General features: G+C 65.2%; 19 protein-coding genes. 12 read left to right on the top strand and 7 right to left on the bottom strand.

Annotated elements, in window-relative coordinates; all coding sequences use genetic code 11:
* Positions 1–6 precede the first annotated feature (6 nt).
* Complete coding sequence (locus tag PCE31107_RS20995) at positions 7–1,179, top strand: heme biosynthesis HemY N-terminal domain-containing protein (RefSeq protein WP_017235361.1); 1,173 nt, start codon at positions 7–9, stop codon at positions 1,177–1,179.
* A gap of 33 nt (positions 1,180–1,212) precedes the next feature.
* Here PCE31107_RS20995 and PCE31107_RS20990 read toward each other — a convergent pair whose 3' ends face one another.
* The 4 genes from PCE31107_RS20990 to PCE31107_RS20975 form a co-directional block, all read right to left on the bottom strand.
* Positions 1,213–2,721, bottom strand: coding sequence for an MDR family MFS transporter (locus tag PCE31107_RS20990; protein WP_130025234.1), 1,509 nt, complete (start codon positions 2,719–2,721; stop codon positions 1,213–1,215).
* Between the two features lie 168 nt (positions 2,722–2,889).
* Positions 2,890–4,206 carry an MFS transporter gene (locus PCE31107_RS20985; RefSeq protein ID WP_165385246.1) on the bottom strand — a complete coding sequence of 439 codons (1,317 nt, stop codon included), beginning with the start codon at positions 4,204–4,206 and terminating at the stop codon, positions 2,890–2,892.
* 93 nt (positions 4,207–4,299) lie between these two features.
* Positions 4,300–5,058, bottom strand: a complete 759-nt coding sequence (locus PCE31107_RS20980; RefSeq protein WP_017235364.1) for an SDR family oxidoreductase — start codon at positions 5,056–5,058, stop codon at positions 4,300–4,302.
* Positions 5,059–5,164: 106 nt separating this feature from the next.
* Complete coding sequence (locus tag PCE31107_RS20975; RefSeq protein ID WP_130025235.1) at positions 5,165–6,604, bottom strand: aldehyde dehydrogenase family protein; 1,440 nt, start codon at positions 6,602–6,604, stop codon at positions 5,165–5,167.
* A 260-nt stretch (positions 6,605–6,864) separates the two neighbouring features.
* Between PCE31107_RS20975 and PCE31107_RS20970 the strand changes: the two genes are divergently transcribed.
* The 5 genes from PCE31107_RS20970 (at position 6,865) to PCE31107_RS20950 (ending at position 13,515) form a co-directional block, all read left to right on the top strand.
* Complete coding sequence (locus PCE31107_RS20970; protein ID WP_150610545.1) at positions 6,865–8,301, top strand: FAD-binding oxidoreductase; 1,437 nt, start codon at positions 6,865–6,867, stop codon at positions 8,299–8,301.
* A 214-nt stretch (positions 8,302–8,515) separates the two neighbouring features.
* Positions 8,516–9,559: an ABC transporter substrate-binding protein gene (locus tag PCE31107_RS20965; RefSeq protein ID WP_130027752.1), complete on the top strand. Its 1,044-nt coding sequence runs from the start codon at positions 8,516–8,518 to the stop codon at positions 9,557–9,559.
* Positions 9,560–9,604: 45 nt separating this feature from the next.
* Positions 9,605–10,750 carry an ABC transporter ATP-binding protein gene (locus PCE31107_RS20960; RefSeq protein ID WP_150610544.1) on the top strand — a complete coding sequence of 382 codons (1,146 nt, stop codon included), beginning with the start codon at positions 9,605–9,607 and terminating at the stop codon, positions 10,748–10,750.
* A 99-nt stretch (positions 10,751–10,849) separates the two neighbouring features.
* Positions 10,850–12,556: an ABC transporter permease subunit gene (locus PCE31107_RS20955; protein ID WP_150610568.1), complete on the top strand. Its 1,707-nt coding sequence runs from the start codon at positions 10,850–10,852 to the stop codon at positions 12,554–12,556.
* Positions 12,557–12,603: 47 nt separating this feature from the next.
* Positions 12,604–13,515, top strand: a complete 912-nt coding sequence (locus PCE31107_RS20950; RefSeq protein ID WP_150610543.1) for a dihydrodipicolinate synthase family protein — start codon at positions 12,604–12,606, stop codon at positions 13,513–13,515.
* Between the two features lie 38 nt (positions 13,516–13,553).
* On the opposite strand, the gene PCE31107_RS20945 is transcribed toward PCE31107_RS20950, so the two are convergent.
* Positions 13,554–14,429, bottom strand: a complete 876-nt coding sequence (locus PCE31107_RS20945; protein ID WP_017235371.1) for an IclR family transcriptional regulator — start codon at positions 14,427–14,429, stop codon at positions 13,554–13,556.
* Positions 14,430–14,579: 150 nt separating this feature from the next.
* On the opposite strand from PCE31107_RS20945, the gene PCE31107_RS20940 reads away from it, so the two are divergent.
* The 5 genes from PCE31107_RS20940 to PCE31107_RS20920 all read left to right on the top strand — a co-directional run bounded on the left by PCE31107_RS20940 (position 14,580) and on the right by PCE31107_RS20920 (position 20,387).
* Entirely contained in the window at positions 14,580–15,764 is a 1,185-nt protein-coding gene (locus PCE31107_RS20940; protein WP_150610542.1) for an alpha-hydroxy acid oxidase, read from the top strand.
* A 102-nt stretch (positions 15,765–15,866) separates the two neighbouring features.
* Positions 15,867–16,394 carry an inorganic diphosphatase gene (gene ppa, locus PCE31107_RS20935; protein ID WP_017235373.1) on the top strand — a complete coding sequence of 176 codons (528 nt, stop codon included), beginning with the start codon at positions 15,867–15,869 and terminating at the stop codon, positions 16,392–16,394.
* A 172-nt stretch (positions 16,395–16,566) separates the two neighbouring features.
* Positions 16,567–17,703 (top strand): GNAT family N-acetyltransferase, encoded by a 1,137-nt coding sequence (locus tag PCE31107_RS20930; RefSeq protein WP_026132245.1) that lies wholly within the window; start codon positions 16,567–16,569, stop codon positions 17,701–17,703.
* Between the two features lie 155 nt (positions 17,704–17,858).
* A complete protein-coding gene (locus PCE31107_RS20925) occupies positions 17,859–19,961 on the top strand; it encodes an NAD(+) synthase (RefSeq protein WP_150610541.1) in 2,103 nt (700 codons plus the stop codon).
* Positions 19,962–20,048: 87 nt separating this feature from the next.
* Positions 20,049–20,387 (top strand): P-II family nitrogen regulator, encoded by a 339-nt coding sequence (locus PCE31107_RS20920; RefSeq protein ID WP_017235376.1) that lies wholly within the window; start codon positions 20,049–20,051, stop codon positions 20,385–20,387.
* Between the two features lie 322 nt (positions 20,388–20,709).
* Here the strand turns inward: PCE31107_RS20920 and PCE31107_RS20915 are convergent, their stop codons facing one another.
* Positions 20,710–21,387, bottom strand: coding sequence for a Smr/MutS family protein (locus tag PCE31107_RS20915; protein WP_150610540.1), 678 nt, complete (start codon positions 21,385–21,387; stop codon positions 20,710–20,712).
* Positions 21,388–21,485: 98 nt separating this feature from the next.
* Positions 21,486–22,442, bottom strand: a complete 957-nt coding sequence (gene trxB / locus PCE31107_RS20910; RefSeq protein WP_026132246.1) for a thioredoxin-disulfide reductase — start codon at positions 22,440–22,442, stop codon at positions 21,486–21,488.
* 324 nt (positions 22,443–22,766) lie between these two features.
* Here trxB and PCE31107_RS20905 point away from each other — a divergent pair, with 324 nt between their 5' ends.
* Entirely contained in the window at positions 22,767–25,097 is a 2,331-nt protein-coding gene (locus tag PCE31107_RS20905) for a DNA translocase FtsK (RefSeq protein WP_039830646.1), read from the top strand.
* The last annotated feature ends 3 nt before the right edge of the window (positions 25,098–25,100 follow it).

Genomic DNA, 25,100 nt, shown 5'->3' with positions numbered 1-25,100 from the left:
GCCGGCATGCGAGGACTGATCTGGTTGACGCTCCTGTTCGCGGTCGCGGCCGGCTTTGCCGTGCTGGCGACGTTCAATCACGGGCAGGTGGTGATGCTCGTGCCACCGTACCGTGTTGACGTATCGCTGAATCTTTTTGTGTTGGCGTTGCTGGCCTTGTTCGTTGCGCTGTACGTCGTCATTCGTATTCTGCGTAACATCTACAAGATGCCGGAGCGCGTGGCCGCTTACCGCAATCGCCAACGCAGCCGTCGCGCGAACATCGCGTTGCGCGATGCCGTGGCGAATCTCTTCGCGGGACGCTACACGCGGGCGGAGAAAGCGGCGCGCGAAGCCGCCGAGCAAGAGGACAATCGTGGCGTGGCGGCGATCATCGGGGCGCGCGCGGCGCATCGTATGCGCGAGTTTGCGCGTCGCGACAGCTGGCTGGCCGAGGCGCAGGGGGCGAACCTCGAAGAGGCGCGTCTGTTGCAGACGGCGGAGTTGCGCGTCGATACCCGTGATGCGGAAGGGGCGCTCGAAGCCCTGACCGAGATGCGGGCGCAGGGCGCGCGCCGCATGCAGGCGCAGTTGGTCGCCTTGCGGGCACATCAACACCTGAAGCATTGGCCCGAGGTCCTGGCGCTGCTCAAGGTGCTGGAAAAGCGCGAAGCGCTGCATCCGGCGTTGGCGGCCAAGCTCAAGCAGACGGCCAGCGAGGGCATTCTGCGCGATCACCGCCACGATGCCGACGCGCTGCTCAAGTGCTGGAACGAATTGCCGGCCGATGCGCGCACGTCGGCGCGGATTGCCGATGTCGCGGCGGAGTTGCTGATTTCGCTCGACCGCCTGCGCGAGGCGCGCGATATCGTCGAGGCCGCGCTGGCCGAGCACTGGGACCCACGTCTGCTGCGCCGCTATGCCGATTGTGCCGGCGGCGATGCCCTGCCGCTCATCCAGAAGGCCGAGGCGTGGCAGCAGCGACATCCGAACGATCCCGATCTGCTCTTCGCCCTGGGCAAGCTGTGCCAGCACCAGCGGCTGTGGGGCAAGGCGCAGACGTTCCTCGAAGGGGCACTGCGTCATACCGACGACCGGCATCTGCAGCAGCGCGTGCATCTCGCGCTGGCGCAACTCTTCGAGGGGCTCGAGCAGATGGAACTGGCCAACCGTCACTATCGGGCCTGCGCGAGCGCGTAAATGGCTGGTGAGCGAGCCGTCAGGCTCGCATCGTCATTCGATGGCCGTTGCTTCGTTCCCCGAACTCTGACGCAACGGCAGTTCCGGCAAGCGGCCGAGCGCGACGATGGCCAGCGCGGCAATGAGGGCGCTACCGCCGAAGAAGGCACCGAAGGCGAGCCGTACATGATCTTCCATCCCGGGCGGTGCGCCGCCTGGGCGAAGGAAGTCGGTCAGTTCGCGCGGTGCGCCGCCGTCTGCCGAGACCAACAGCCCGACGATGAGCGCGCCGAACATTGCGACGCCGATCATCCCGCCGAGCGCCCGGAAGAATGCGTGTGCGGCCGTCGCAATGCCGATGTCGCGCGGCGCGACGGCATTTTGCGTCGCCACGGTCATCACCGGCATGGCCGAGCCGAAGCCGATCCCCACCAGTCCGAGACACAGCCCCACGACCCAGAGCGGCAGTGACTGCACGCCGAGCGCAATCGTCGTCAGTCCCAGCAACGCCACCGGCAGGCCAATCTGTGGCGGACGCTTGTAATGCCCCGTCGCGCGCATGTAATGCCCCGCGCTGAGCGCCCCCACCACGATGCCCAGCAGCGGCAGGATCAGCATCAGCCCCGAACGGCTAGCCGATTCGCCGCGCTGCAACTGAAGATATAGCGGCACGTAGATCCCGATGCTGATGTTGACCATCATCACGAGCACGGCCATCGTCGATGTCATCCGGAACACCGGGTTGGCAAGCAACGCCACCGGTAGCAATGGCTCGCGCACCGCACGCTGGTGACGCAGGAAGATCGCCCCCACGATCACGCTCGCGGCGAGCAGGCCTGCAATGGGCATCGACACCCAGTCGTAGCGATGTCCGCCCCAGGTGAGCGCCAGCAGCAGGCAGACGGTCGCGGCGATGAGCAGCGCCGACCCGAGATAGTCGATGCTCGGCTTGCCCTCGCGACGGGGCAGGTGGCGCAGCGCGCGGTCGCTCAGGTAGATGGCGAGCAGACCGAGCGGGAGATTGATCCAGAAGATGAGGGTCCAGTTCAGGTACTGGGCGAATACTCCGCCGGTGATGGGCCCCGCCACGCCGGAGACGGCGAACATGCCGGAGATATATCCCTGATATCGGCCACGCTCGCGCGGCGAGACGATATCCGCGATCACGGTATTGGACAGCGCGATGAGACCGCCGCCGCCTAGCCCCTGCACGCCGCGCGCGACGATCAGCGCGAGCATGCTCGGCGCCAGCGCGCACAGCACCGACCCCACGAGGAAAACGGCCACGCTCACGGCGATGACGACGCGCCGTCCGAGCAGATCGGAGAGCTTGCCGACGATGGGGGTAATGGCCGTGGACGAGAGCAGATACGCGGTGACGACCCACGACACGGCGTCGAAGCTACCGAGGTCTCGGGCGATGGTCGGCAGGGCGGGCGCGACGATGGTCTGGTCGAGCGAGCCCAGAAACATGATGAGCAGCAGGCCGGAGAGGATCGACTTGACCTCGGTGGGGGTGAGCGAGACGCCGGCCGGCGTCGTCTGAGAGTCATTGGCGGGCATGCGGATCTTTGGGGGCAAAAAACAGGCCGTCCCGGCAAGGACGGCCTTCTCGATGCGAAATATATTACTCCCAACGGATGGCTACGGTGGCGACCCGGCCAGCGGCCCCGTGGCGGGACGGTCTTGCCCGGCGAGATGCGGTTTCGTCAGCCGATCCCGCCGTACCCGTCACTGGTTGACGAGCCGCGCGGGCACGGCCAGCGTAAGCAGTCCGCCCAGAATCATGAAGATCGTGAGCAGGAACATGCCGCTGTTGGTGCTGTGCGTGGCGTCTTTGAGAAAGCCGATCAGGTATGGGCCCACGAAACCGGCCAGATTGCCCAGCGAGTTGATCATCGCGATACCGGCCGCGGCGGCGGTGCCGCCCAGAAAGGCCGTGGGCAGGCTCCAGAACAGCGGCAGCACGATCATGATGCCCATCGTGGCCAGCGTCAGGGCGACCATGGCGAGCTGGGTGTTGTGGCTCCAGGTCGTCGACAGGAACAGGCCGATGGCGCCGACGAAAGCGGGTATCGCAATGTGCCAGCGACGCTCGCCGCGCAGATCGGAGCGACGCCCGACCACGACCATCGCGATCACCGAGAAGAAATACGGAATGGCCGTAAGCAGGCCGATTTGCAGCGGATCGGTCACGCCCGTGCCCTTGATGATCGTCGGCAGCCAGAAGCCCACACCGTACAGGCCGATCACGAACGAGAAGTAGATCAGGCTCATCATCCACACGCGGGGGCTCGAGAACACCCGGCGCAGCGGCAGGTCTTCCTTGCTGAGCACATCGCTGGCGATGTTGCGCTCGAGCATCGACTTCTCGGCATCGTTGAGCCATTTGGCATCGCGAATGCGGTCGTCGAGCACGACCAGCACGATCAGCCCGATCACCACCGACGGAATCGCTTCGATCAGGAACATCCATTGCCAGCCGGCAAGGCCATTCACGCCGCTCATGTCCTTGAGGATCCAGCCCGAGAGCGGTCCGCCGATCAGGCCGGACAACGCCACGGCCGTCATGAACCAGGCGGTCATGCGTCCGCGCCGCGAGGCCGGATACCAGTAGGTGATGTACAGGATGATGCCGGGGAAGAAGCCCGCCTCGGCCACGCCGAGCAGGAATCGCATGATGTAGAACATCTGTGGCGACGTGACGTACATCGTCGCGCCCGAGATGATGCCCCACGAGATCATGATGCGCGCGATCCACACGCGGGCGCCTACGCGATGCAGGATCACGTTGCTTGGCACTTCGAAGAGGAAGTAGCCGAAGAAGAAGATACCCGCGCCGAGACCGAACACGGTGTCGGAGAATTGCAGGTCGCCGACCATCTGCAACTTGGCGAAGCCGACGTTGACCCGGTCGAGATACGCGACCACATAGCACAGCAGTAGAAACGGAATCAGCCGCCAGCCGACCTTGCGGTAGGTGGCCGCTTCAAAGTCGGCCGACGACGCATCGGTCATGGGCGAGGGGGGCGTGGGAACGCTGTTCATACGAAAGCTCCTCCGGTTTGACGTGGTGTTGTCTGTCGTTATGGTGTGAGTGCGACAACTACGGGATTACCGACTGCAAAAACGATGGGTCGATCAGATGCAGCGTCCGCCGTCGACCTCCAGGCACACGCCGGTGATGAATGCGGCGTCGTCGCTGGCGAGGTAGAGGCAGGCGTTGGCAATGTCCTGCGGCGTGGAGAAGCGCCCGAGCGGAATGCCTGCGAGGAATTTGGCGCGGTTCTCGGGGGTGTTCGGCACGCCCATGAATTCGGCGGTCAATCCGGTATCGCCGATGACCGGGTTGACGCAGTTCACGCGGATGTTCTTCGGGCCGAATTCGGCGGCCATGGCCTTGCTCGCCGTAATCACGGCCCCTTTGCTGCCGTTGTACCAGACGAGCCCCGGGCGTGGGCGCACACCCGCCGTCGACGCGATGTTGATCATCACACCGGCGCCGCGCTGCAGGAAGTACGGCATGACCGCGCGCGCACTCCAGAAAATGCTCTTGACGTTCACGGCATAGACGCGATCGAACTCGGCTTCGGTGACTTCGAGCAGTGGCTTGTTGCGATGCGTGGTGCCCGCATTATTGACCACGATATCGAGATGGCCGAAGCGCGTGACGGCTTCGTCCAGCAGGGTGACGTGATCGTCCTCTCGGGACACATCGCCGCATACGAACGCCGCTCGCCCACCGGCCTTGGCGATGTCCTCGGCCACGCGCTCGCCGGCCTCGCGGTTCAGATCGTTGACGATGACGGCGGCGCCTTCGTGCGCAAACGTCTTGGCGATGCCCTCGCCGAAGCCGGAACCGGCGCCCGTGACGATGGCCACTTTCTCTTGCAAACGCATGCCTTGTCTCCTGAAGTGCCTGGGGATGGCGAAGCGTCGGACACAGGGCGTGCGTTCGATGCTTCGCCGCGATCTAGATCAGGGAGTGTGCAGTCGGTCCTGCGAATCAACCGTGCCGGATGGCCACGGTCTTGAGTGTCGTGAAGCCATAGAGGGCTTCGAAGCCCTTTTCGCGTCCGTGGCCGGAGTGCTTGCGCCCGCCGAAAGGCAGCTCCACGCCGCCGCCCGCGCCGTAGTTGTTGATGAAGACCTGTCCCGCGCGAATGTCGCGTGCCAGGCGCATCTGGCGTGCGCCATCGCGCGTCCAGACCCCGGCGGCCAGACCGTAGGGCGTGCCGTTGGCCAGCCGCACGGCGTCGGCCTCGTCAATAAACGGCATGGCGGCGAGCACCGGGCCGAACACTTCCTCGCGGGCGAGACGATGGGTGGCGGGAACGTCGCGCAGGAGCGTGGGGGCCTGATAGAACCCGGTTTCCGGTGCGCTGCCGACGACTTCACCCTGCGACATCACCGCAATGCCATCGTGCTGCGCTTCGGACAGGAAGTCCCACACGCGTTGCTGCTGGCGCGCACTGATCAGCGGGCCGAGATCGAGATCGTCCTGCGACGGTCCCACGCGCAGATGCGCAAACGCCTCGGCCAGACGCGCGAGCAGGCGCTCGTAGGCGTCGCGCTCGATGAGCAGACGGCTGCCGGCGGAGCACGTTTGTCCGGCGTTCTGCACGATCGCATTGACCACCACGGGCAGCACAGCGTCCATGTCCGCGTCGGCGAAAACGATCTGCGGCGATTTGCCGCCGAGTTCGAGCGTGACGGGCGTATGGTTTTCCGCGGCCATCTGCGAGATCAGCGTGCCGGTCGCGGGCGAGCCGGTAAACGAGATGTGATCGATGCCCGGATGCCGCGCGAGTGACGCACCCGCCTCGGCGCCGTAGCCGGTCACAATATTGAGCGCGCCCGGCGGCAGCCCGGCTTCGATCGACAGCTCGGCCACGCGCAGCAACGACAGACAGGCGTCTTCCGCCGGCTTCACGACACAGGCGTTGCCGCTCGCAAGGGCCGCGGCGACACTGCGCCCGAAGATCTGCAGCGGGTAATTCCACGGAATGATGTGACCGGTCACGCCGTGCGGCTCTCTCACGGTGAATACGGTGAAGCCGGGCTGGTAGGGGATCGTCTCGCCGTGCAGCTTGTCGGCGGCCCCGGCATAGAACTCGAAATAGCGCACGATGGCGGCGGCATCGGCGCGTGCCTGCTTGAGCGGCTTGCCGGTGTCGCGTGCTTCGAGCTGCGCCAACGCCTCGTGATGTTGAGCGAGCACGTTCGCCATTGCGTAGAGTACGCGGCCGCGCTCGGCGGCGCCGATGCGTCCCCAGTCGCCTTCGAAGGCCGAACGTGCGGCCTTCACGGCGCGGTCGATATCCTCGGCGTCGCCGCGGGCGATCTGGGTAAAGACTTGTCCGTCGGAAGGGTCAACAACGGGAATCGTCGGGCTCTTCGCGGGAGCGACCCATTGGTTGCCGATGAAGTGTGTAGCTTCGGGCATGACGACGTCACCTCGTGTGGGGGTGGCCCTCATTATCACTTAACTCGTGAGGGCGTTGACCGTCACATGCGTCACATCCGCACAAACACCTAAATTGATCGCATTGTAATTAAAGAGATTTTATTGCAATTTTTTATCACCTATCCTTGATCGAAATGAATCGCCAGACGGACATCTGGCGTAGCCCCACCGCTCGTCGCATACGGCTATCCGCGCCGTGGCGACAACGTCGAACGGAAGTATTCAGGAGTCCGCAGGCAATGAACGACGCAGTGACGCGTGAAACACTGATCCCTCGGTTGCGAGACGCGCTGGGCGCCCAAGCCGTGCTCAGCGATGCGCCCGATACCGCCGGTTACACCGAGGACTGGCGGGGCCGTTACCGGGGCGAGGCGCTGTGTGTCGTGCTGCCCTCGACCACCGCGCAGGTGAGCGATGTCGTCAGGCTATGCGCCGCCGCGGGCGTGCCGATCCTGCCGCAGGGCGGCAACACGAGCCTGTGCGGCGGGGCGGTGCCGCCGACCGACGGCCCGGCGCCCGTCATTCTGAACCTGGCGCGCATGCGTCGCGTTCGGCAGGTCGATGCGGCCAACGGGTCGATGGTCGTCGAGGCCGGGTGCATCCTGAAAACCGTGCAGGAGACGGCGGCCGGCGTTGGACGTCTGTATCCGGTGAGTCTTGGTGCCGAGGGGTCGTGTCAGATCGGCGGCACGCTCTCGACCAACGCGGGCGGCACCAGCGTACTGTGCTATGGCAACACGCGTGAGAACGTGCTGGGCCTGGAAGTCGTGCTGGCCGACGGCACGATCTGGGACGGTCTGCGCGCACTTCGCAAAGACAACACCGGTATCGATCTCAAGCATCTGTTCATCGGGGCGGAGGGCACGCTGGGCATCATCACGGCCGCCGCGCTCAAGCTGCATCCGTTGCCCACGCAGCATGCGCTCGCGTGGTTTGCGCCGCGCGATCCCGCCGCCGCGCAACAGATTCTCGGTAGGTTTCAGAGCGCCTGCGGCGCGCGCCTGTCGGCTTTCGAGATCATGAACCGTCACCAGCTCGATCTGGTGCTGGCCAATGTGCCGAATCGCCGCAATCCGCTCGCGCACGCGCATGCCTGGCATGTGCTGGTCGAGCTGAGCGACACGCGCGACGCCGAAGGGCTCGAAGCCGTGCTGACGCAGACGCTGGGCGAGGCCATCGAGCAAGGGCTCGTCGAAGACGCCGTCATCGCCGCGAACGACACGCAGCGCGCCGATCTCTGGGAAGTGCGCCACAGCGTGAGCGAAGCCAACAAGAAGGCCGCCGTCGGGCTCACGACCGATTGCGCGGTGCCGGTGTCGAGCGTGCCCGAATTCATCGACGCCGCCACGCGCGCCGTGCACGCCGTCGTGCCGGGGCTCGACATCGCCATCGTCGGCCATATGGGCGACGGCAACGTGCACTTCATCCCGATGTTCTCGTTTGCCGCCTGGGCGGCGCTGGCCGACAGTGCGTCGATGGCCGACATCATGCGCGCGTGCGTAAACGACGTGGCCGCACGGCTGTCCGGCACGTTCAGCGCCGAGCATGGCGTTGGCCAGACGGGCTTGCCGCTCATGCAGCGCTACAAGGCGCCGGCCGAACTCGCCCTCATGCGCACCGTGAAGGCGGCACTCGACCCTAACCAGTTGTTCAATCCGGGACGTCTCGTTCCCTGAGTCATTTCACGCATTGCTGTTTGTTGTGCCATAACCGCGCGCGCGGCGGCTGTGCCGAAGTCGCACACCGTCGCCGCGCCCACCCTCCCAGTCAAGACCGGAGACCAAGATGAAACGCAAGCCCTTCGCAAGCCCGCTCGATACTGCTGACATCGCTGACACCCACGCCGACAACGACGCTGCATCGCTCGCACAGCCGGGCCGCCGCACGGCCATGAAGACGGCGCTCGTCGGTGCCGCAGCCGTGGCATTCCCGTTCGTGTGGACGTCCTCGCGCGCCGCCACCAAGCGCATCGTCGTGCGCGACGATGGCGGGATCTACAACAAGGCGTACGACGCCGTGTTCTATAAGCCGTTCGCCAAGGCGACCGGCATCGAAGTCGTGGGCGTGCAGGCCAACGCCGAGCCGACGGCGCAGATCAAGAGCATGGTCGAGGCGGGCAGCTACACGTGGGACATGGCCAAGATCAGCCAGCCCGCGATCCTGCTGCTGACGGGGGGCGGCAAGGAGTACCTCGAGCGCCACGGTCTCGAGTCGGACCCCGTCATCGCGAAGATCCCCTCGCAGTACATGTCGCCGTTCGGCGTGGGAACCAACATTTACTCGACGGTGCTCGCCTACCGAACCGATGCGTTCAAGGGCCGCAAGGCGCCGGCGTCGTGGGCCGATCTGTGGAACGTGAAGGACTTTCCGGGCCGTCGCTCCATCCGCAAGTACCCGTTCGACACCATCGAAGAAGCATTGCTGGCCGACGGCGTGGCGTCCGGCGCGGTGTATCCGTGCGACTTCGATCGTGCATTCAAGAGTCTGGACAAGATTGCGAAGCATGTGGACGTATGGTGGACCACCGGCGCACAGCTCGAACAGATGCTCGGCTCGGGCGAGGTCGACATGGTCGCCACGTGGGCTTCGCGCGCGCAGTCGGCGCAGGCCAACGGCGCGCCCGTGGAGATCGTGTGGAACCAGAACATCTGGGGGTGCGACAACTGGTCGATCCTCAAGGGCACGCCGAACGCCGGTGCTTGCCGCGAGTTCATCAAGTTCGTGAGCGATCCGAAGCGACAGGCCGAACTGACCAAGTTCTTCCCGGCCGGGATGACGCAGCCCGAGGCGTTCAACTACGTCAAGCCCGAGATTGCGAAGCACTGCCCGACATTCCCCGCGAACATGAAGAGTGGCGTGCAGATCAACGCGAAGTTCTGGCAGCAAAACCAGAGCGTGGCGCTCGAGCGATTCAATCGTTGGATCCTGACCTGATCCTCACCTGCTGTTCCGTTTCATGCATTCTAGAGTGCTGATCTCATGACCGTTGCCAATCTCCAAGTGTCGGGTCTGTCCAAGCGCTACGGCGATTTCGTCGCGCTTGCCCCGACCGACCTCGATGTCGCCCAGGGCGAATTCCTGACCTTGCTCGGCCCAAGCGGCTCGGGCAAGACCACCTTGCTCTCGCTCATCGCGGGTCTGTCGCAGCCCGATGCGGGCGCCATCCGCATCAATGGGACCGATGTCACGTACGGCGCGCCGTACGAGCGCGACATCGGTATGGTGTTTCAGAACTACGCACTGTTCCCGCACATGACCGTGGCGGAGAACATCGCATTCCCGTTGCAAATGCGTCGCACCGACGCACAGGCCGCTCGCAAGATGGTCATGAACGCGCTGGAGATGGTGCATCTGCCGCATGTGGCAGAGCGCTATCCGCGCGAACTCTCGGGGGGGCAGCAGCAGCGCATCGCCCTCGCGCGTTGCATGGTCTACCGGCCGTCGATCATTTTGATGGACGAGCCGCTGGGCGCGCTCGACAAGAAGTTGCGCGATCACATGCAGCTCGAGATCAAGCGGATTCACCGCGAACTCGGTACCACCATCGTGTACGTGACGCACGATCAGGAGGAAGCGATGACGATGTCCGATCGCATCTGCCTGATGAACGCCGGGGAAATCGCGCAACTGGGCACGCCGGACGATCTGTATTTCCGTCCGTCGAGCGTGTTCGTGGCCGATTTCCTCGGGGAGTCCAACCTGCTCGATGCCACCGTGCTGACGCGCGCGGGCGATCAGGTGCGCGTGGCGATGCCGGGCGTGGAAGGCGCGCAGGGTGCCGGTGCGATGGTCTATGACCCGAAGGTCGAGCCGGGCCGTGCGGTCAAGCTGCTGCTGCGTCCGCAGAACCTGCACATCCACGAGGGCGCCGAGGGGGGCGATGGCGGTAACCGCGATGGCGTGGCAACGATCTCGGCGAAGCTCACCGACATCATGGTCACGGGCGGCATGACGAAGCTGTACCTGCAGTCGTCGGTGATGGGCGGGGCGGTGAGCGAGGGGGGCGGGGTGGGCAAGTCGCTCGTGGCGTCGTTTCCGACACATCGTCGTGGCAACCGTTTCGAGATCGGGCAGACGCTCGGTCTCGCATGGCGTGCCGACGACGCCGTGGCGATCGCGGGGTAAGCGATGAGTGCATCCGCCGTGGTTCGTCCTTCGTCGTCCCGTCCCGCCCAGCCGGCGCCGCGCCGGGCCCGCTGGCGTGCGCGCCTGCGCCCGCTGCTTATGGCCGCGCCCATCGTCATTCTGCTGGCGGTGATGCTGATTTATCCGGTCGGTCAACTCTTGCTGTTGAGCATTCGCGGCGAGAGCGGCTTCACGCTCGCCGAATATCAGCGCTTGTTCGCCTCGTCGGTGTATGTCGAGGTGCTGCTCATCACACTGAAGGTCTCGCTATACACGACCTTCTTCGCGGTGCTCACGGGCTATCCGATTGCGTATCGGCTCTCGACACTGAGCGGCGCGCGCAAGCAGCGGCTGCTGTTCTGGCTCCTGCTGTCGTTCTGGACGAGTTTTCTCGTGCGTACGTTTGCCTGGGTGGTCCTGCTCGGGCGCAACGGCGTGATCAATCGAACATTGCTCGATCTGGGTCTGATCGATGCGCCGCTCTCGCTGCTCTACAGCTTTCCGGCCGTGTTGCTCGGCATGGTGCATGCGCTCATGCCGTTGGCGGTGCTCACGATGCTCTCCGTCATGGAGAACATCGACCGTCGTCTGCCGAGCGCGGCATCGACGCTGGGCGCGCGCCCCGGCACCGTGTTCTGGCGGGTGTATTTCCCCTTGTCGCTGCCGGGCGTGGCCGCCGGCGCGTTGATGGTGTTCGTCACATCGATCGGCTTCTTCATCACGCCGACGCTGCTCGGCGGTCGTCACGACACGATGATTACGCAGCTCATCATCGATCAGGTGATGCAGGCATTGAACTGGGGCTTCGCGGGCGCGATCTCGGTGCTGCTGCTCGCCGTGGTGCTGGTGGTGTTCTTCGTCTACGACCGCCTGGTCGGACTGTCGACGATGGCCGGCGGCGCGGGCGACATCAAGACCGGCAAGCGGCGCGGCGGGTGGAGCCGGGCGCTTGGCGAGAGCGTGCTCTCGGCGCTGGGCAGTGCCACCGATCTGCTGCTGCGTGCGATGCCCCGCCACAAGGGCGAGCAGGGCGATGGGCGCGTGCTGCGCACGATCGTGGTCCTGCTGGTGGTGTTTCTTGCCGCACCGGCCCTGCTCATGATTCCGATGTCGTTCGACTCGGCCTCGGGCCTGGCCTGGCCGCCGAAAGGTTTCTCGCTGCAGTGGTATCAGCAGATCTGGGAATCGCCGTTGTGGATGCAGGCGGTCACGCGCTCGATGCTTGTCGGCATCGGAGCGGGATTGCTGTCGATGCTGATCGGTACGCCGGCCGCGTTCTTGCTGGTGCGCGGCGGCATGCGCGGCAAGTCGGCGATGCTCGCCTTCGTGCTCGCCCCCATCGTGGTGCCGCGCATGATCCTGGCCGTCGGCGTGTTCTATTTCTTCGCCAAGATCGGGCTGGTGGGCTCCAGCGTCGGGCTGACCCTCGCGCATACCGTCGTGGCCGTGCCGTATGTCGTCATCACGATGATGGCGGTGCTGCGCAACTACGACACGCGCCTCGACCTGGCGGCCTACAGCCTGGGGGCGCGTCCGTGGGCGACGCTTCGCCGCGTCACGTTCCCGATTCTCGGTGCGGGCCTGTTGTCGTCGTTCCTGTTCGCGTTCGCCACGTCGTTCGACGAACTCACGATTGCGCTGTTCACGTCGGGCGGTCTGTCGACCACCCTGCCCAAGCAGTTCTGGGACGAGATCACGATGCAGATCTCGCCGGTGATCGCCGCGGTCTCCACCTGCCTGTTCCTTTTCATCGCCGCACTCATCTGGGTGGCCGAGCGCTTGCGCCGGCGTAGCCTCGCGACCTGATGCGGTATCCGATTTCACCGAACTCACGATTCACGGACGTTTAACACATGCTTCGCTCTGCACAACTGAAGGGCATTCTGCCGGCGATTCCCACGCCGGTGAACGCCGACGACACGATTCACACCGATGCGGCGCGCGCGCTGATGCGGTATCTGCTGGGGCAGGGCATCGACGGCGTGGTGCCGCTCGGCGGCACCGGCGAGTACGGGGCGCTCTCGCGCGCCGAGCGCGTGCGCATGGCCGAACTCACGGCGCAGGAAGTGAAGACGCACGGCCGCGACGTGCCGGTGATCGCCGGCGTGCTCGACCCGGGCTATCACGACGCCATCGAAGCCGGTCGCGACTTCGCGGCAGCGGGTGCCGACGGCCTGCTCGTGCTCACCCCGTACTACACCAACCCGACGCAAGCCGGTATCCGCGACTACTTCCTGCGCTATGCCGACGAGTCGCCGGTACCCATCCTGATCTACGAGATCCCGTATCGCACGCGCATCGCGATTGCCCCGGAAGTGCTGCACGAGCTGTCGCGCCACGAGAACATCGTGGGCATGAAGGCGTGCAACACCGACATGTGGCATTTCCTGCGCACGATCGCGGGCGTCGATGCGTCGTTCGCCGTGCTGAGCGGCGAAGACACGCTGTTCCCGCTGCATGTGGCGGCGGGCGCGCGAGGCGGCATCGTGGTGACAGCGTCGCTATTGCCGAGCGCGTGGCAGCGCATCTTCATGCTCGCGTCAGAAGGCCGGACGGCCGACGCGCTTGAGTTGCACCGCTCGCTGATTCCGCTGATGAACCTGGCGTTTGCCGAGACCAACCCGGGGCCGATGAAGTCGGTGATGGACCTGATCGGCGTGGACGCGCCGGCGATGCTCGCCCCGCTGGTGCCGCCCGCACCGGCGCTGTCGGCCCAATTGCGCGAGGAACTGGCCAGGCAACTGGCGATCTTCGAGGGCCGCTGAGGCCGGGCGCGGTCTGGACCTGCCGCCGCTGGCGCGATTTAGCGGCGGAAGGTGGAGATTCGCGACTTCGAGATCGAGGTGGCGGCGACCTGCACGTGCGGCGCGAGTTCGGCCTCGACGCGCTCGCGTGTCCAGCGCGAGGTCGGCACCGAGATGTTGATGGCCGCGACGGCGTATCCATCGTGATCGGTGATAGGGGCGGCGACCGAGATGTCCCCCATCACGGTTTCGCTTTCGACGATGGCATAGCCGCGCCGCGCAGCCGTCTGGATGCGTTCGAGGAGCTTCTTCTCGTCCGTCGTGGTGTATGGCGTCATCGGTTCAAGCGAGGTATTCGCGAGGATTTCCCGCACGCGTGCGTCGGGCAGGCGCGACAGCATGGCGATGCCGGAGGCGGTGAACATTGCCGGCAGGCGGGCGCCGACGACGATGCCGATATTCACGAGATGCTGACCGGGAAAGCGCGCGACGTACACGATCTCGTGGCCGTCCAGCTCCTGCAGGTTGGTCGTCTCGCCAACGCGGCGGAAGATGTCCAGGAGATACGGCGCGGCCTTCTCGACGAGATCGTTCGCGCGGATGTAGTTGTAGGAGAACTGAAGCACCTTGGTGGTCAGACCGTAGGTGCGGGTCTCGGGCACGCGAAACAAATAACCGAGCACTTCGAGGGTGTGCACGAGCCGTTGCGTCGCGCTGCGATCGAGCCCTGCCGCCTTGGCGATGTCGCCAAGCGTCATGTAGCGCGCCGGGCCGTCGAAGGCGTGCAGCACCTGAAACGTCTTTTCGGTGGATCCGACGAAGAGCGACGAGCGGGGCGTCGACGGCGCAGCGTCCGACACGCTGGCGGATTTGGCTGACGCGGTGGCCGGCGCGTCTTCAGTACGGCCGGATGACCGGGCGGGCAAGCGCGGCATGGAATGTACCAATATGTTCGGATTGTAACGATTGTGATTGTAATGCAATTGTTTGTGTGCAAGCGATGAATTACCGGGAGAGCCCGTCATTGGCCGAGGAATGAGGCTGCGTGGCGAGCGCCACGGGGGAACATGAGAATAGGGGGAGCAATGCACGCGTTTTCCTGCGTGGAGGATTACCGTCGGGCTGCCCGGCGTCGTCTGGCGAAGCTGGCGTTCGATTACCTGGAGGGCGGGGCGGAAGACGGCGACGCGCTGCGTCGCAACCGCGATGCGTTCGCACAGTGGGGCTTTGCGCCGCGCGTGATGACCGATACGTCGCAATGTTCGAGTGCGACGACGTTCTGGGGGCGTGAAGCCGCCGCCCCCATGGCCGTGGGGCCGACCGGGCTCAACGGGTTGTTCTGGCCACGTGCCGATGAGCGGCTTGCCCGCGCGGCGGCCGACGCCGGGCTGCCGTTCGTGTTATCGACGGCGTCGACGTCGCTGCTGGAAGACGTTCGCGCGGCGGTGCCCGATGGCGAGATGTGGCTCCAGCTCTATGTGCAGCAAGACCGGCGTATTGCCGAGAGCATGATGCGCCGCGCGCGTGAGGCGGGTTTCCGCACGCTGCTGCTGACGGTCGACACGCCGGTGCATGGCAAGCGCGATCACGACACGCGCAACGGCTTCAAACTGCCGTTGCGCATGACGCCTCGGCTCATCGCCGACTGCATGCGGCACCCGCACTGGAGCTGGCAGATGCTGGCCTACGGCGCGCCGCAACTGCGCAACATCGCCAGGAGTGTGGGCGAGCGCGCCGATCTGGCCCGTCACGCGGCAGTGCTGAGCCGTCAGATGGACCTGTCGCTCGGTTGGGACGATCTGGCCTGGGTGCGCCGCCACTGGCCCGGTGAAGTGCTCGTCAAGGGGATCCAGACGGTGGAGGACGCCCGACTGGCGCAGGCGCACGGCGCGGATGGCATCGTCGTGTCCAATCACGGCGGGCGACAACTGGGCAGCACGCTTGCGCCGCTCGAGGCGCTGCCGCCGATCGTCGAGGCATTGAGCGCTCGCGGGCCCGCGATGGCCGTGTTTCTCGATGGTGGCGTGCGGCGCGGCGCCGACGTGGCCAAGGCCGTTGCGCTGGGAGCCAAGGGGGTGTTGCTCGGCCGTGCGCCGCTGTATGGCGTGGCGGCGCGCGGCGGCGCGGGCGTGGCCGGGGTGCTCGCGCTGCTGCTGGGCGAGTTGCGCACGACGATGCAACTGCTGGGCTGTGCAAACATGGGCGACCTCACGTCGCAGCGACTGGTCCGACTGCCGTCAATACAGGCGAATCAGGCAAACCCGCTATAATGTTCCGCGCCCGATTGCCGTCGGGCGGCGTGGCATCCGGCGGGTTGGCGGGCGTGCATGCCGTGCGGCGGCGTGCCCCTTTTCAAACACAGGAATGCCATCATGAGCTTCAACCACGTGCCTGCCGGCAAGGACATCCCCAACGATTTCAACGTCATCATCGAGATCCCGGCGCAAAGCGACCCGGTGAAGTACGAGGCGGACAAGGAACTGGGCCTGCTGGTCGTCGACCGCTTCATCGGTACGGGCATGCGTTACCCGGCCAATTACGGTTTCATTCCGCAAACGCTGTCCGGTGACGGCGACCCCGTCGATGCGCTGGTCGTCACGCCGTTCCCGCTGCTGGCTGGCTCGATCGTGCGCTGCCGCGCGCTGGGTCTGCTCAACATGACCGACGAGTCGGGCGTGGACGCCAAGCTGGTGGTCGTGCCGGTCGACAAGATCTGCCCGATGACGGCGCACATGAAGTCGATCGACGACGTGCCGGGTTACCTGAAGGACCAGATCAAGCACTTCTTCGAGAACTACAAGGCGCTCGAGAAGGGCAAGTGGGTGAAGATCGAAGGCTGGGAAGGCATCGAAGCCGCCCACAAGGAAATCGTCGACGGCGTGGCCAACGCCAAGAAGTAAGCGATTTTCGCCTGCGGCGTCGCTTGTCGACGCCAGAGAAGCCCGGCCGTGTGCCGGGCTTTTTTGTTGCCCGCTGAAAGCCTCGCCAAGTTCGGCGACAATGGCTACCAGTTCCATGGATCAATGCCGACGGCCGCAACGTCGGCTCGCAGGTTCGCAGACGAGGTGAGCGGTGAGCAGCGATGTAGTCATCCGTGTAGTGCAATCGATTGAAGACGTACCGGCCGACGCGTGGAATGCGCTCGCGCGCGGCAACCCGTTCGTGCAGCACGCGTTCCTGCATGCGATGCATACGAGCGGATGCGCGTCGAAGCGCACCGGCTGGCAGCCGGCCTATTTGCTCATGCAGGCCGGCGACAGCCTCGTGGGCGCCATGCCGCTCTATGTCAAATCACATTCGCGCGGCGAGTATGTGTTCGATCACGCGTGGGCCGAGGCGTTTGCGCGTCATGGCCTGAACTACTACCCGAAGCTGCTGTGCGCGGTGCCGTTCTCGCCCGTGACGGGGCCGCGCCTGCTGGCGCGCACCCACGCTGACCGGGTCGCGCTCGCGCGCGGCGCGATCGCGTTCGCGAAGCAGCTCGAGTTGTCGTCGATTCACGTGCTGTTCGCGCACGACGACGATCTGGCGGCGCTCACCGAGGCCGGCTATGCACTGCGCGAGGGCGTGCAGTTCCATTGGGAGAACCCCGGCGTGGCCTCGTTCGACGACTTCCTCGCGCAGATGAATCAGGAAAAGCGCAAGAAGCTCAAACAGGATCGCCGCCGTGTGCGCGATGCCGGGGTAACGTACCGGTGGCTGCGCGGTGCCGACATCGACGAAGCCGCGCTCGATTTCTTCTATCAGTGCTATGACAACACCTATCGAGAGCACTGGAATGCGCCGTATCTGACCCGCGCCTTCTTTGGCCAGTGGCATGCGGCGATGCCGGACACGCTGCTGCTCGTCGTGGCCGAGCGCGAGGGCGAGCCGTTGGCGTGCGCGCTCAACGTGGTGAGCGGCGACACGATGTACGGGCGGTACTGGGGCACGACAGCGTTCGTCTCCGGCATGCACTTCGAGACGTGCTACGCGCAGGGCATCGAGTATTGCATCGCGCATGGGCTGCGCAGCTTCGAGGGCGGGGCGCAGGGCGTCCACAAGATGTCGCGCGGTCTGCTGCCCACACCTACCTGGTCGGCCCACTGGATTGCCGATGCACGCTTCGCCGACGCCATTGCCGAGTTTCTCGATGCGGAGACCTCGGCGATGGACGAGCATATCGGTGAGCTGGAGGCCCATACGCCGTTCAAACGCTCGGCGTCCTGACGCCGTAGCGACGCGGGTGCGCGCCGGGCAGGGCAGCGTCGCGCGTAATATACTGGCGATTCTCACGTCCGCCGCTCGCGTCGGGCGGGCGTCGGCCCCTAGCCGCTTCGCCTGCCGGCGTATCGGCTCAGGGACGATGCCTCGTAGCCGCCGACATGACCAACCGATTTCTCAATCTCTACAATCACGATTTCGCGCGTGTGGCCGTCGGAGTGCCGCAATGCCGTGTCGCCGATCCTGCCTACAACGCCGCGCAGACCATTGCCCTCGCGAAGCAGGCCGATGCCGCGGGCGCCGTGCTCGTCGCCTTCCCCGAACTCGGCATCCCCGCCTATAGCTGCGAAGACCTGTTCCAGCAACGTGCATTGCTCGACGCCTGCAACGTGGCGCTGGCCGACATCGTGGCGGCGAGCCGCGAACTGGGCGCCGCACTGATCGTGGGCATGCCGGTGCGCGTGCAGCAACGCTTGTTCAACTGCGCAGTGGTCGTCGCGCGCGGACGCGTGCATGGCGTGGTTCCCAAGACCTACCTGCCGAACTACAGCGAGTTCTACGAAGCGCGTCAGTTCAACGCGGCCGATGACGCGGGCGTCGACACGGTGATGCTGCTCGGCAATGAGGTGCCGTTCGGCGCACTCGTCTTCGAGGCGGCCGACCAGCCGTTGCTGCGCTTTCACTGCGAGATTTGCGAGGACGTCTGGGTGCCCGTGCCGCCGTCGTCGTTTGCCGCACTGGCGGGCGCGACGGTACTCGTCAACCTGTCGGCATCCAACGTCGTCGTCGGCAAGTCGGCGTATCGCCATCAACTGGTCGGACAACAGTCGGCGCGATGCCTCGCGGCGTATCTGTATACGTCGGCCGGGCAGGGCGAATCGACGACCGATCTCGCGTGGGATGGCCAGGCGCTCATCTATGAAAACGGCGACCTGCTGGCCGAGTCGGCGCGCTTCGCCAGCGAATCGCACCTGATTTATGCGGACGTCGATCTGGAGCGGCTCGCGCGCGAGCGCATGCATCAGACGACGTTCGGAGTGTCGGTGCGCCGCCATGCCGACGAGGTGGCGCGCTTCCGCACGATCAAGGTCGACGTCGCGATGCCGCGCAATGCCGAGCTGCCGCTCGCGCGGGCCATCGAACGCTTCCCGTACGTGCCGTCCGACCCGCGGCGCCGCGACGAGCGTTGCCACGAGGTTTACAACATCCAGGTGCAGGCGCTGATGCAGCGTCTGGCCTCGTCGAAGATTCAGAAGGTCGTGATCGGGGTGTCCGGGGGCCTGGATTCGACGCATGCGCTGCTCGTGTGCGCGAAGGTCATGGATCGGCTCGGGCTGCCACGCGCGAACATCCTGGCCTACACCATGCCCGGTTTCGCCACGAGCGAGCGAACGCTGCGCCAGGCGCGCGAGCTGATGGCGGCGGTCGGCTGCACGGCGCGTGAGATCGACATCCGCCCGAGTTGCATGCAGATGCTGGCAGACCTCGACCATCCGTTTTCGCGGGGTGAGGAAGTCTACGACGTCACGTTCGAGAACGTGCAGGCCGGCGAGCGTACCAATCATCTGTTCAGGCTCGCGAATCACCTCGGGGCGATCGTGATCGGCACCGGCGATCTGAGCGAACTGGCGCTGGGGTGGTGCACGTACGGCGTTGGCGACCATATGTCGCACTACAACGTGAACGCCAGCGTGCCCAAGACGCTCATCATGCACCTCGTGCGATGGGTGGCGGAAACCGGGCAGTTGGGCGGCGCGGCGTCGGCCAAGCCCGCGAGCAAGACAGGCAAGGACGCCGAATCGCGTCGCAACGTGCTCATCGATATCCTGGAGACCGAAATCAGCCCGGAACTCGTACCGGGCAAGGCCAACGGCGCGCCGGAACAGCGCACCGAGCATTTCATCGGTCCCTATGAGTTGCAGGATTTCAATCTCTACTACACGCTGCGTTTCGGCTACGCGCCACGCAAGGTGGCGTTTCTGTCGTGGAGCGCGTGGCACGACGCGTCGACGGGACGCTGGCCTGACGAAGGACACGTCGCGCATCACGCGTACGATCTGGTGGCGATCAAGCGAAACCTGCGCATTTTCCTGGATCGGTTCTTCCGCACCAGTCAGTTCAAGCGGTCGTGCATTCCGAACGCGCCAAAGGTCGGCACGGGCGGGTCGCTTTCACCGCGCGGCGACTGGCGGGCACCGAGCGATTCGGAGTCGGTGGTGTGGCTCGCTGACCTGGACACCGTGCCCGACGACCCGCATGCCTGAGCCTACTGTGATCGGCGCGCCTTGCGCGGACCGGTACAATAGCCCGGCGAATTCTCAGAACAATCCAACCAAGATATCGAGGCGACAATGAAACGCGTAACTGCCATCATCAAACCCTTCAAGCTCGACGAAGTCCGCGAAGCGCTGGCCGAAGTCGGCGTGACCGGCCTGACCGTCACGGAAGTGAAGGGCTTCGGCCGTCAAAAGGGTCACACGGAACTGTATCGCGGCGCCGAATACGTGGTCGACTTCCTGCCGAAGATCAAGATCGAAGTGGTGGTCGGCTCGGCACAGGCCGATCAGGTCATTGACGCGGTACTGGGCGCGGCGCGCACCGGAAAGATCGGTGACGGCAAGATTTTCGTGACCGATGTCGAGCGCGTGATCCGCATTCGTACGGGCGAAGAGGGCGAGCAAGCGGTCTGACGCCGGTTCGGGCGTCGTCGCGAGGTTGCGGCGGCGAGCGGGGCGAGACGCAAAGGGCTGGACGGAGGAGGGCGACGACTGCGCAGGCGGCGTCGCCCTTCGGCGTTCATGGCGCTTGATGCCGCTTGATGCCGCTTAATGCCGCGTAATGCCGCGTAATGCCGCGTAATGCCGCTTGATTCTGCTTGATTCTGCTTAACGCCGCGATGACGGCTAGGTGACGGCGATGTCGCTTCCCACGGTGCGATGCCTGCAGCGGCATGCGACGTGGTGTATGCGGCGCGCGTTCGCGCAAGACGTCGCGCGCCCGGGCGCGTGTGGGCTACCCGCGCGGCGCTCGCGTCTGCGCACCCTGGAGCAGGACGACCAACGCGCCACTGCCGCCATCGCGTCCTTGGGCTTGCGCCCAGGCCAGCACTTGGTCCTTTTGCGCCAGCCAGCCGCGGACCTTGTCCTTGAGTACCGGTTCGCGGTTCACCGAACCGAGTCCCTTGCCGTGGATTACGCGCACGCAACGCAGTCCGCGCTTCACGGCGTCGTTCAGGAAGGCGGACAGCGCCTCGCGGGCTTCGTCGCGACGCATGCCATGCAAGTCGATCTGCGCCTGCACTACCCATTCTCCGCGCTGCAGCTTGAGCAGGGCGTCGTGACTGATGCCGGGGCGGCGATAGGACAGGCGATCGTCGGTGTCGAGCAGGGCTTCGGGGTCGAACTCGTCCGACAGCGACTCGTGCAGGACGGCCGCTTCGTCTTCCTGCGTCTGACGGGCCACCGGCTCGGGCGGCTGGCGCGGATGCTCCACGCGATCGGTCGCGCCCTTGCGCGCGATCGGGGCGATGTCGCCCACGCTGTCGCGGAACACGTTGGCGTCGCGCTTGGCTTGCGCAGCGCGTTTGGCTGCGGCCTGGCGTTCGGCTTCGCGCGCGGCCGAATCCTTGGCGATCGCGTCGCGCAGGCCGGCGAGATCGCCGAGGCCGAGTCTGGGAGGCTTCTTGCTCATGGTCGTGCGAACAAGGACGGTAAGAGATCAAACGACAACGGCGCCCCCAGCGTGTGAAATTTCACGTGGCGAGGGCGCCGTCGCAGGTCATTCAGCGGTTACTGGTCGAGGTTTTCGAGGTAACGCTGGGCGTCGAGCGCGGCCATGCAGCCCGTGCCGGCGCTGGTAATGGCTTGACGGTAGACGTGATCCTGCACGTCGCCTGCCGCGAACACGCCCGGCACGCTGGTGGCCGTGGCGTTGCCGTTCAGGCCGCTGTGCGTGACGATGTAGCCGTTCTTCATCTCGAGCTGCCCTTCGAAGATGTCGGTGTTCGGCTTGTGGCCGATGGCGATGAACACGCCATGCAGCGCGATGGCTTCGCTGGCGCCGGTCTTCACGTTCTTGATGCGAATGCCGGTCACGCCCGAGTCGTCGCCGGTGACTTCGTCGAGCACAGTGTCGTACTTGAGTTCGACTGCGCCTTGCTTGGCCTTTTCCAGCAGACGGTCGATCAGGATCGGCTCGGCGCGGAACTTGTCGCGACGATGGATCACGGTGACCTTGCTGGCGATGTTCGAGAGGTACAGCGCTTCCTCGACGGCCGTGTTGCCGCCGCCGACCACGCAGACTTCCTTGCCCTTGTAGAAGAACCCGTCGCACGTGGCGCAGGCCGACACGCCGCGGCCCGAGAAGGCGTCTTCCGACGGCAGGCCGAGATATTGTGCCGAGGCACCCGTGGCGATGATCAGGGCATCGGCGGTGTATTCGCCGGAATCGCCGATCAGACGCAGCGGACGCTCATTCAGATGCACCGTGTGAATGTGATCGAAGATCATCTCGGTGTTGAAGTGCTCGGCGTGGGCCTGCATGCGGGCCATGAGCTCGGGGCCTTGCACGCCGGTCGGGTCGCCGGGCCAGTTCTCGACATCCGTCGTGGTCATCAACTGGCCGCCCTGGGCGATGCCTGTGATGAGCACGGGCTTGAGGTTGGCGCGCGCGGCATAGACGGCGGCGCTGTAACCGGCGGGGCCGGAACCGAGAATCAGGACTTTGGCGTGCTTGGCAACGGACATGAACGAGGACTCACCGGAAAGGGATGGGGGCTGGCGCCCGATCCGATCCTGCACCGCGATGGCGCGGCGCGGGGATTGGCGCAAACCGCCATTATAAGGGGCCGACGTCGTTTCGTTGATCGAGTCTTGCAATCGACGCGATAGCCCGCGCGCCACCGGAGTGTGACGGGTGAGCGCCCGGTCGCGGCGGTCTGCCGAAGGCCGCCGGGAGGCCCGGCGTTACGGCTTGTCACGTATTCGTGCATTAAGTGGGGGAATAGTTGTTTACAATGGAGCCTTGCCGCGCGGCAGGCCGCCCGTCTGCCCGCCCAACCGCATGGCTTGATGACGACGAAATCTTCCTACTCTGCTGGTGCCGGATCGTCGTTACCCAACCGGGTGACGCACCTCTTCCATGAAATTCGCTGGATGGCGCAGGTCGCGCTGATGGTGTTCCTGCTGATGGCGTTGCTGTCCTATAGCCGTCTGGACCCCAGCTGGACGCATGCGGCGCACGTGGAGCGCATCGCCAATTGGGCGGGGCGCGTGGGGGCTTGGGTGGCCGACATGCTGCTGCTCATGCTGGGCCTTTCCGCGTATTGGCTGGTGGTGTTCATCGCCCGGCGCGTGATTTCCGGCTATCGCCGGATCTCGGCCAAGCGCGAAGCGCCCCCGCTGCGCGAACGGCTGGCCAGCGGCGGATGGGTCGAGATCGTTTCGTCCCTGATGCTGTTGCTCTCCAGTGCCGGCATCGAATCGCTGCGTCTATATCGCCTCAAAGCCCAATTGCCGCGCGCCTCGGGGGGTGTGATCGGCGAGACCGTCGGCGGCTTCTTCCAGCACGCGTTCGGGTTCACCGGCGGCACGCTGGCATTGCTGCTCATCTTCGTTTTCGGCCTGTCGCTGCTGTTCCATTTCTCGTGGCTGAGCGTTGCCGAGCAGTTCGGCGCGTTGATTCTCGATACCGGCACCGTGATCCGCCGCCGCCGCGAGGCGCGCCAGGACCGTCGGCTGGGCGAGGAGGCCGCAATCGCACGCGAAGGCGCCATCGTGCAGAACCGCGTGCGTGCGGAAGTACACGAACCCGTGCAGATCGTGCCGCCCGTCAAGGTCGTGGCCCGCAGCGAGCGTGTCGAGAAGGAAAAGCAGGCGCCGCTGTTTGCCGATTTGCCCGATTCGATCCTTCCGCCGCTCGCGTTGCTCGACGCCGCCCCGGCCGCACAGGAGACCGTCTCGGCCGAGACGCTAGAATTCACATCGCGCCTCATCGAGAAGAAGCTCAAGGATTTTGGGGTCGACGTGAGCGTCGTGGCCGCGTATCCCGGGCCGGTCATCACGCGCTACGAAATCGAACCGGCCACCGGCGTGAAGGGCAGCCAGATCGTCAACCTGGCGAAGGATCTGGCGCGCTCGCTTTCGCTCGTATCGATTCGCGTGGTCGAAACCATTCCCGGCAAGAACTTCATGGGGCTGGAACTGCCGAATCCGCGTCGTCAGACGGTGAGGTTGACGGAGATTCTCGGCTCCGAGATATACAACGACTCGGCGTCGCTGCTCACGCTCGCGCTGGGCAAGGACATCAGCGGCAAGCCCGTGGTGGCCGATCTGGCGAAAATGCCTCACTTGCTGGTGGCCGGTACTACGGGCTCGGGCAAGTCGGTGGGGATCAACGCGATGATCCTGTCGCTGCTCTACAAGGCGACTGCCGAGCAGGTGCGGCTGATTCTGATCGATCCGAAGATGCTCGAAATGAGCATGTACGAAGGCATCCAGCATCTGCTGTGCCCGGTAGTCACGGACATGCGCCAGGCGGGCCATGCGCTGAATTGGGTCGTGGCCGAGATGGAGCGTCGCTACAAGCTCATGAGCAAGCTCGGGGTACGCAACCTCGCCGGTTACAACAACAAGATCGACGACGCCGCCAAGCGCGAAGAGCACATCCCGAATCCGTTCTCGCTCACACCCGACGCGCCGGAGCCGTTGCAGCGCCTGCCGTATATCGTCGTGGTGATCGACGAGTTGGCCGACCTGATGATGGTCGTCGGCAAGAAGGTCGAAGAGCTGATCGCGCGCATCGCGCAGAAGGCGCGTGCGGCGGGTATCCACCTGATTCTGGCAACGCAGCGTCCGTCGGTCGATGTCATTACCGGGTTGATCAAGGCGAACGTGCCGACGCGCGTGGCGTTCCAGGTGTCGTCGAAGATCGATTCGCGCACCATTCTCGACCAGCAGGGGGCCGAGACGTTGCTGGGCATGGGCGACATGCTTTACATGCCGCCGGGCACGGGATTGCCGTTGCGGGTGCACGGGGCGTTCGTGGCCGATGACGAAGTGCATCGCGTGGTCGAGCGCCTGCGCGAGCAGGGCGAGGCGAATTACGTCGAGGGCATTCTGGACGGCGTTGTCGACGGTGAAGACGGCGGCATCGACGGTGCCGGTGGTGCCGGCGGCGGAACCGGCGAGGGCGGTGGCGAGTCCGACCCGCTGTACGATCAGGCCGTGGCCGTGGTGCTCAAACAGCGCCGTGCGTCGATTTCGTTGGTACAGCGGCATCTGCGCATCGGCTACAACCGGGCGGCGCGACTGCTCGAACAGATGGAACAGTCCGGCGTTGTGTCGGCGATGGCGAGCAACGGCAACCGGGATATTCTGGTGCCGAATCGCGAAGGAGAGTAAGGA

It is taken from the genome of Pandoraea cepalis, from assembly GCF_902459625.1.
Lineage (GTDB): Bacteria > Pseudomonadota > Gammaproteobacteria > Burkholderiales > Burkholderiaceae > Pandoraea > Pandoraea cepalis.
The sequence above is the reverse complement of the archived record's forward strand: the minus strand, read 5'-3'. Positions and strand labels throughout refer to the sequence as shown.